This is a genomic window from Brevundimonas sp. (genome assembly GCF_036399195.1).
In the GTDB taxonomy this organism is placed as follows: domain Bacteria; phylum Pseudomonadota; class Alphaproteobacteria; order Caulobacterales; family Caulobacteraceae; genus Brevundimonas.
Window position 1 is genome coordinate 1 of the sequence record NZ_DASWNO010000078.1, and the last position, 7,611, is coordinate 7,611.

At 67.9% G+C, this 7,611-nt stretch carries 5 protein-coding genes; 1 reads left to right on the forward strand and 4 read right to left on the reverse strand.

Features of this window, described 5'->3' with window-relative positions; genetic code table 11:
- The first annotated feature begins 546 nt into the window (after positions 1-546).
- Complete coding sequence (locus VGB60_RS03830; protein ID WP_331036958.1) at positions 547-1,344, forward strand: alpha/beta hydrolase; 798 nt, start codon at positions 547-549, stop codon at positions 1,342-1,344.
- Here the strand turns inward: VGB60_RS03830 and VGB60_RS03835 are convergent.
- From VGB60_RS03835 to VGB60_RS03850, 4 genes are all read right to left on the reverse strand, one after another.
- Positions 1,331-4,222, reverse strand: coding sequence for a M16 family metallopeptidase (locus tag VGB60_RS03835; RefSeq protein ID WP_331036959.1), 2,892 nt, complete (start codon positions 4,220-4,222; stop codon positions 1,331-1,333). The genes VGB60_RS03830 and VGB60_RS03835 overlap by 14 nt on opposite strands.
- Before the next feature lie 335 nt (positions 4,223-4,557).
- Positions 4,558-6,402, reverse strand: a complete 1,845-nt coding sequence (locus VGB60_RS03840) for a hypothetical protein (RefSeq protein ID WP_331036960.1) — start codon at positions 6,400-6,402, stop codon at positions 4,558-4,560.
- Between the two features lie 26 nt (positions 6,403-6,428).
- On the reverse strand, positions 6,429-7,004 hold the full coding sequence (locus tag VGB60_RS03845; protein WP_331036961.1) for a DUF305 domain-containing protein: 576 nt from the start codon (positions 7,002-7,004) through the stop codon (positions 6,429-6,431).
- A gap of 120 nt (positions 7,005-7,124) precedes the next feature.
- Positions 7,125-7,463 carry a hypothetical protein gene (locus VGB60_RS03850; RefSeq protein WP_331036962.1) on the reverse strand — a complete coding sequence of 113 codons (339 nt, stop codon included), beginning with the start codon at positions 7,461-7,463 and terminating at the stop codon, positions 7,125-7,127.
- Positions 7,464-7,611: the final 148 nt, after the last annotated feature.

Genomic DNA, 7,611 nt, shown 5'->3' on the forward strand with positions numbered 1-7,611 from the left:
GACATTGCTACCTGTGGCGAGCAGCGGTTTGGCGAGGTAGAAAGTGGCGACTAGTTCGCTACCGACTGCCTGCACCGCCACCGTCGTTGAGCCACCCGGCTCCGCCCGCGACATCCGTCATGACCACCAGATATTGCGCCGCTTTCACCTCGCACTCGCCGAAGCCGGCATGCCACACGATGCCCGGACTGTAAGTCGTCAGCCGCGCTGAAGAAGATGAATGGCTCGGCAGCGTCGGATGGACGGGGCGCCATATATGCGCGCAGGCCAAAGCAACAGCAGCACGAGCGCGAAGCCCGCCCACCAGATTGCGCTCATGGGAAGTCCCACAGTGGCGAGCGGACGCCGGCTGTCCGGCCCATCAGGATCGTCCGCCAAGTCTTCGTCATGAGGTTCGACCTCGACCGCGAACGCTACACCTGAGCAGAGCGCCTCCACCGGCAAGGGTCTGCAATAGGTCGGGAGCAGATCCAGCCGGCTATTGCACACGAATGCGAACGGCTTACCCCTGGCGACTCAGTGCGGTTCAGATGCTGAGGGCGGGTGATGTCGAAGTGGAAGGTCGGGGCGGGCGTGCTTCTGGCATTGTGTCTGCTGGGAGTAGCCGGTTGCGCGCAGGTGATACGCGACCGGGTTTTCCGCCCCTCGGAGATGGCCGCCTTGCCCAGCTGGACGCGCCAGCCCGAAGCCGTTTCGGTCACGACGGCGGATGGCTTGACGCTGAACGGATTGTACTGGGCTCCTTCGGGACTTCATCGCGACGTCGTCGTCTATTTTCACGGCAACGGCGGCAATCTTCACCGCGACGGCGCCTACGCGGAGCCGTTGGCGAAGGGAGGGCGCGGCCTCCTCATGACAAGCTACCGCGGCTACTCAGGGAACAGGGGCAGCCCAACCGAGACAGGCCTTGCGGCCGACGCTGACGCCTTCGTGGCCGAAGCCTCCCGACGGCTGCCGGCGGGCGGCAAGCTCTATGTGGTGGGGCACTCCCTCGGGGGAGCGGTCGCTCTGGGCGGCGCGTCCCGTTGGCCGGTTTCGGGAGTGGCGACGCTCGGCGCCTTCGGGAGGATATCCGACCTCGCGCCGAGACTGGTCCGGGGCGTGATGCCGGATCGTTTCGACAACACACAGGCTATCGCTCGGGTCGGCGTGCCGGTGACGCTCTTTCACGGCACGGCCGATCACATCGTCCCGTTCTCCGCCGCTGAAGAGCTCAAGGCCGCTGCCGGGGGCGGCGCGACCGTCGTCCCGCTTGAAGGCGGCGGCCACCATCCGCCCATGGATCGGCTGGCCCCGCTGATCTGGGAGGCGTTTGATCGGAGCCCGCCACCTACTCGCCGGTAGTGGTGGCGGTTGGCGGCGCGGCCGGCGTGGTCGAGATCACCTGCGCGCGCCAGGCCTTTTCGTCGACGAGATAGCGCCTGGCCGCAGCCTGAATGTCGGCGGGCGTGATCGTTTCCAGATCCGGGATCTGGCTAGTGATCTGTTCCACCTCTGTCGGGTCACGCGCGACGTGCGTCAGCTCGCCGACCCAGTAGGCGTTGCCCGCCTGCTCCCGGCGCAAACGTTCGATTTCCGGCAACCGGGCGCGGTTGAGCTCGTCCTCGGTGATCGGCGTGTCCCGCAAGCCCGCGGCGATAGCGTCGAGGGTCTGGAAGAAGGGCGCCAGACCCTCAGGTCCGGCCTGGGCCGTGACCTGGATGGAGCCATAGCCCTCGAAAGTCGTAGAGGCCGAAGCCGAGACATCGGGAGAATACGCGAGGGCCTGACGCTCGCGGATTTCCTCCGTGACGCGCAGTTCCAGCACATCGGCCAGCACGGACGCGACGCGCGCCGCGGTGAAATCGTCGACCGCATCCACGGTGGGCCAGGCGACGAAGCCGAGCGCCTGCTCCGCTGGGCCGTTGTGGGCCAAGGCGACGGGTTGCGGGGTGCCGGCGGGGAAGCGCCGGGAGTCCGAACCGGGCAACGGGGGCGGAGCCGCTAGCCGGGTGGGGAGCGCCCCGAAGGTGGAGGCGACGGCGGCGACAGCCGCGTCCACGGTCACGTCACCGACGACCACGACGTCGATGGGGCCGGCGGACAGCCCCTCGACCACGCCGGTCTTCATCTGGTCGTTCGTCCAGACGGCGACCTCTTCGGCCTTGGGCAGGGACTGACGCTTGTCTCCGACGGCGAGATATTCGGCAGCCATCAGCCCGAACGCTCCTTCCGGGGTGGCCATCTGTTGCGCCACGATCTGTGGGAAGAGGGCCTTGATCTGCTCGAACGGCGCGGGGCGCAGGCCGGGGTCGGTCATGTACGCCGCCAGAACCTGCATCTGCAGCTCCAGGTCCTGCGGGCGGGTTTCGCCGGACAGCTGATAGCCGTCCTCGCCGATCTCGAAACCCGCCGACAGGATGCGACCTGTGAGCACGCGGTTAAGCTCATCGGCGGTCAGCCGCCCTAGGCCCCCTTGGGCGAAAACGATCGGCGCTATCGAGACGGGCGAGGATCGGTCGGTCGGCAGTGACAGCTCGCCGATCCCGGTGCGGACCGAAACCAGAATCTGCTCATCACGGAAGGTGGTGGGCTTGACCGTCAGGCGCACGCCGTTGGGGAAGGCGACCACCGTCGCGCCGATCTCGGCGTGTTCGCGGCGTTCGATGGGAGTCCCGGGCTCCCCAAAGGTCGCATAGGGCCACTCCAGCTCCGCGACCGCTTCCAGGGCCGCTACAGGGACCAGGCGGGACGCTTCGAGCGCGGCCGTCACAGCGGCTTCTCCACCATCGATGGGGGCGGGAGTGATCACCTGGACCAGGGGGCCACCGCCTTCGAAGACCGGCCGGGTGGCGGCCAGCACGATCTCGGGCGTCAGCCCTTCGACGGCTTGGTTGAACAGCTCGAGGCCGATCTGGGGCGTGGCGAACACCCGGTCATCGTTGACGGCGGCCAGCAAGACATCGGAGAGCTGCGGGGTGACGCGCGTGGCCGCGGCGGCGACCGCGTTCTCACGCGCGGTCCGTGCGTTGGCGATCTCGCGATCAAGTTCGGCCTGGCCCAGTCCGAACTCGGTCAGGCGGCGTTGCTCCTGTTCGATGGTCTCCATGGCCCGGTTCAGTCCGCCCGGGTTGAAGGCGGCGAACAGGATGCCTCGCTCCAGGCTGTCGAACAGTTCCTCGACCTGTGCGCCCGCGGCGATGAACGGCGGATCGTCTTGCCGACTGATCTCGCCCAGCCGGCGGTTCAGCACAGCCAGGCCGAGGTTCTTGTGTATGTTCGTGATGCGTTTGGCGACCGTGTCCGGCCGAGTGTCGGGCGGGCGTATCCAGTTCAGTTGGATAGAGGACTGGGTGCCGGGCTCGACCAGAATGGTCGTCTCGGGCGCGCGTGGGGCGACCGTTCCGAGATCAGGCTCCGGCCCGTCGGCTGCACGGGGCCTCCAGTCGCCGAAGGCCGCCGTGATCTTGGCCTCCATCGCGTCCACGTCGAAGTCGCCGACGGCGATCAGGGTGGCGCGCGAGGGGCGGTAGTAGGCGTTGTAGAAGTCGACGAAGCGCTGGCGCGGGGCGGTGCGGATCACGTTCAGATCGCCGATGGGCAGCCGGCTGGCGATCCGCTGTCCCGGGGCGAGGAGCTCCAGCTGGGCCTTGAGCGCACGCAACTGAGGGGTGTTGCGCGAGCGCTCCTCCCCCACGATTACGCCGCGTTCAGCATCGACGTCCTCGGCGTCGAACAGCGCCTCAGAGACCTGTTCGCGCATGATGCGCAACGCCGTGTCGACGGTTTCGTCGTTCGTTCTCGGCAGTTCCAGCTGGTAGTAGGTCTGATCGAAGCTGGTGGCGGCGTTGGTGTCAGCCCCGAAGGCCAAGCCAAGGCGTTCCAGGATGCGAAGCAGTTCGTTCTCGGGGATGTTCGTCGTGCCGTTGAAGGCCATATGCTCTGTGAAGTGGGCCAGACCGAGCTGGTCCTCGTTTTCCATCAGCGAGCCGGCGTCGATTCGCAGCCGCAGGGACGCCTGTCCCGGAGGGGTCGCGTTACGCAGCAGGGCGTAGCGCATTCCGTTCGGCAGGGCGCCGAAGCGTACGGCCGTATCCGCGGGGATGTCGCTGGCCACATGCGCCCATGGCGCCGAGGGCTCGTTCGAAGCCGGGGCGGTCTGGGCGTTCGCTGGCAGAGCGGCTCCCATCAGTACGGCCGAGCCAGACACGGCGACGAGAAGCAGACGGCGGCAAGAACGCATCGGTGGCTCCGGCGTGTGATCGGGCTCCCCTCACAGGCCGCCGGACCATCGATCAACAGGGCGCAAGCGCAGAACCCATAGGCGTCGGCGGTTACACCTTCATCCTTAGGATGCACCGGGCAGCCCTCAAGTTACCAATCGGTAATGTGACTGCTTTGTGGCGCCATGCTGAGCGAGCTCAAGGACGCAGCTCGGGCGTGGCTATCCAGGCCCGCGATTGAAGGGGTGGCGCTCCCAGCGTCCGTCGCGAAGGCGGCTGAAGACTAGGGGTCTGCTCCCGATCCATTGCGGAGCCTCGAAGGGCTGCGAGGAGCCCCGGCGACAGACGGGAGGTTCTACCCGGCCCGGCGCCCGAACAAATCGGCGAGCGCCTTCAACCGCGTCGCATTCTGCCCAGTAGCCTTGGCCGAAGCTTCGACCAGAACGCTGGAAAGCGCTGCCGATTCTCGCCGCTCGGCGCGACCGCCCCGCCAAGCCTCTATCCGTGAGCGGATGCGTTCTGACAGGTCCGCGTCCACCGCCGCCGCACGCGTGAGCTGGTCGAGGTAGGCGTTCGCCACGTCCGGAGTGTCGGCCCAGACGATCCTGGTCTGGGTCTGAGGATTGATCGTGCCCGCAGTCACCGCCTCCGCGGCTGCGATCTCGGCGGCGGACAGATGCTCGCTCGGAATCAGTCGCAGCACGTCAAGCCCGCGCGCGATCTCGCTCGAATAGATCCGGCCGTTGAGCCAATAGGCGGACCACGAGCCGCCGACATACAGGCGGTCGGCGCTGATCGGTCCGCGATCGTAATGGGCGATCTCGATCGGGCGCGTCGGATCAGTGAAGTCCATGATCGAGATGCCGCCCTGGTACCAGGCCTGAACCATCAGGTCCCGGCCCGGGACCGGGACGATGTTGCCGTTGTGCGCGACGCAGTTCTCGGTCGCCCCTTGCGCCGACGGAAGCTTGTGGAAGCTCTTGCCGCTTAGCGTCCGGTTCTCGATCGTGGCGATCATGTTGGCGCCCCAGGTCGCCGGGTCGGTCGCCTGGCAGCGCGCGCCGATGCCGCCGCCCCACTCGTCGGTGAAGACCACCTTGTCGCCGGCGTTGTTGAAGGTCGCCGAGTGCCAGTAGGCCATGTCGGGATCGAAGATGTCGGACACGCGCGTGGGTCGCTCGGGATCAGAGATGTCCAGCAGGATGCCGTTGCCGCTGCAGGCGCCGCCCGCCAGGCCGATCTCCGGATAGACGGTGATGTCGTGGCACTGGTTCGTCTGGGCCGTGTTCTGGCTGGCGACCCCCGCCCGGCCGCCACGCCACAGACCGGCCACCCGGCCCGTCGTTCCATCGGCGAAGATGCGCGGCCGGTTGACGATGGCCGCGTCCTGAGGCCGGCTGAGGTCGACCCGGATCACGTCGATCGAGAACAGCGCCGTCTCCGGGTTGGCGTCCGGTTGGCCGTCCGTGCAGATCGCCAGTTCCCCGGTCTTGCGCACGTCCGAGGTGCCCTGGCCGTAGACGTACAGCACGTTGGGGTCGGTCGGGTGCGGCACCAGCGTATGGGTGTGCGAGCCGCGGCAGGTCTGGACGGCGGCGATCTGGCGCGGCGCGTTCAGGTCGCTGATGTCGAAGATACGCACGCCGCGGAACCGCTCGGCGTCGACCTCACTGGCGGTCGTCGTGGCGCCGCAGTCCACGCGGCCTCTGTTTTCCTCGACCGACATGAAGAGCAGGCCCCCGTGGACCGACACATCTCCCTGGCCTCCCGGGCAAACCACGGACATGACCAGCCGCGGCTCGCCCTCGCCCAGTTCATAGGCGTTGAAGCCGTTGAAATTGCCGATGAACAGCCTGCCGTTCGACAGCGCCATGTCGGAGTTGGCCATGCCCAGGGGGCTGAAGGCCGGGTTGGCCTTGATGCGGGCGCCCAGCGCCTCGCCTTCTTCGCGGCTGGTCGGAGGCGAGAAGCCGATCTCGGGATCCGCGAAACCCGGCGCCATCGGCAGGGAATGCTCCAGCGACATGCCCATCGCGCTGACGCCCGCGTCGCGCAGGCCCGCGCTCAGGGCGGTCCGCGCGTCCGCATCGATCCGCTGCGTGACGCCGGGCCCGCTGGCCTGCTGGGCGGACGCCGACGCCGCGCCGAGAAGGACGCCGAGCGCCGCGACGGATGAGAGAAGGCTGATGCGAACGTTCATGACGGGTCTTTCGGGAGGGTTCGGGTTCAAAGCTCGGAGAGAAGGGACTGCATGCGAAGGATCTCGGCGGACTGATCGGCCACGACGGAGGTCAGAAAGTCGGACAGCAGGGTGTCCTCGCCGGCGCCGGGCTTCGCCATCAGTTCGTCGACCATGCTCAGCGCGCCCTGATGGTGCTGGATCATGCCCTCAAGGAACAGCCGGTCGAACGCCGCGCCGCTTGCCGCCGCCAGCGTTCGCATCTGCCGCGGCGTGAGCATGCCCCCCATCACCGGAGTGTCTTCGGCCGCGCCGCCCGGGGCGCCCATACCGCCGTGCGCCGCGTGGTCCATGTCCGCATGGCTCGCCGGGCCGCCCGCTCCGCGGGTCTCCAGCGGCTGATCCCGGTCCGTCAGCCAGCCTCGCATGAGGTCCATCTCGGCCTGCTGGCTCAGGGCGATCCGTCGCCCCAGCAGCTTCACCCTCGGATGCGACCCACGCCGCTCCAGAAGCTCCACCATCTCAACCGCCTGGGCATGATGGACAATCATGTGCTGCATGAAGGCGACGTCGGCGGCGATGAAGGTCGACCGGCCGAGCCGCAAGGCCTCGGCCGCCGTCACGGTCCGCGACGGCTGCCCGGGGGCCCCGGGATGAAATATCGGCGGCGCCTGTGAAGCCGGAGCGCCCGCAAGCAGCCCGGCGAACATAAGACCGGCGGCGGCCCCCGCCCCCAACGCCGTCTAGCCCGCCGTGCCGACGGTGCTGAACTTGCCGTCGCGCTCCTGCCCGATGACCCAGTTCAGGCTCTGGCCGCCCGCGAACTCCACGCGGTACGTCTCGACCCGGCCTTCCGCGGTGTCCTGGGCGCTGAGGAAGGTCACCGACTTTATCGCGCCCATGGCGGCGAGAGCCGGCGCCATGCCCTGGATCTGGCCGTTGCAGGCGTCGAGCAACGGGGGAGCCATCAGCGCCGCGAGGCAGTTTCCGCTGGCGGCTTCCTCAAGGATCCGGGCCAGCTGTGGCGCATACCGGCCCTCCTGCGCCAGCGCCGGAAAGGCCAGAAGGCCGGCCGAAGCCATTACAGTCACTAAATTACCGATCCGCATCGCTCGCATCCCCGCCAACCCCTCGTGAGCCCGACGACCATGCCGCAGCGTTGGTCGCGCCACAACTCCCGCCCGGTGACAAAGAGGTATCTCAACCGGGTTTCGAAAGGACCGGGGCAGC

Excerpts from the sequence above, each read along its gene's own strand:
- VGB60_RS03835 (WP_331036959.1), bottom strand. The coding sequence starts at position 4,222 with ATGCGTTCTTGCCGCCGTCTGCTTCTCGTCGCCGTGTCTGGCTCGGCC.
- VGB60_RS03830 (WP_331036958.1), top strand. The coding sequence starts at position 547 with ATGTCGAAGTGGAAGGTCGGGGCGGGCGTGCTTCTGGCATTGTGTCTG.
- VGB60_RS03840 (WP_331036960.1), bottom strand. The coding sequence starts at position 6,402 with ATGAACGTTCGCATCAGCCTTCTCTCATCCGTCGCGGCGCTCGGCGTC.
- VGB60_RS03850 (WP_331036962.1), bottom strand. The coding sequence starts at position 7,463 with ATGGCTTCGGCCGGCCTTCTGGCCTTTCCGGCGCTGGCGCAGGAGGGC.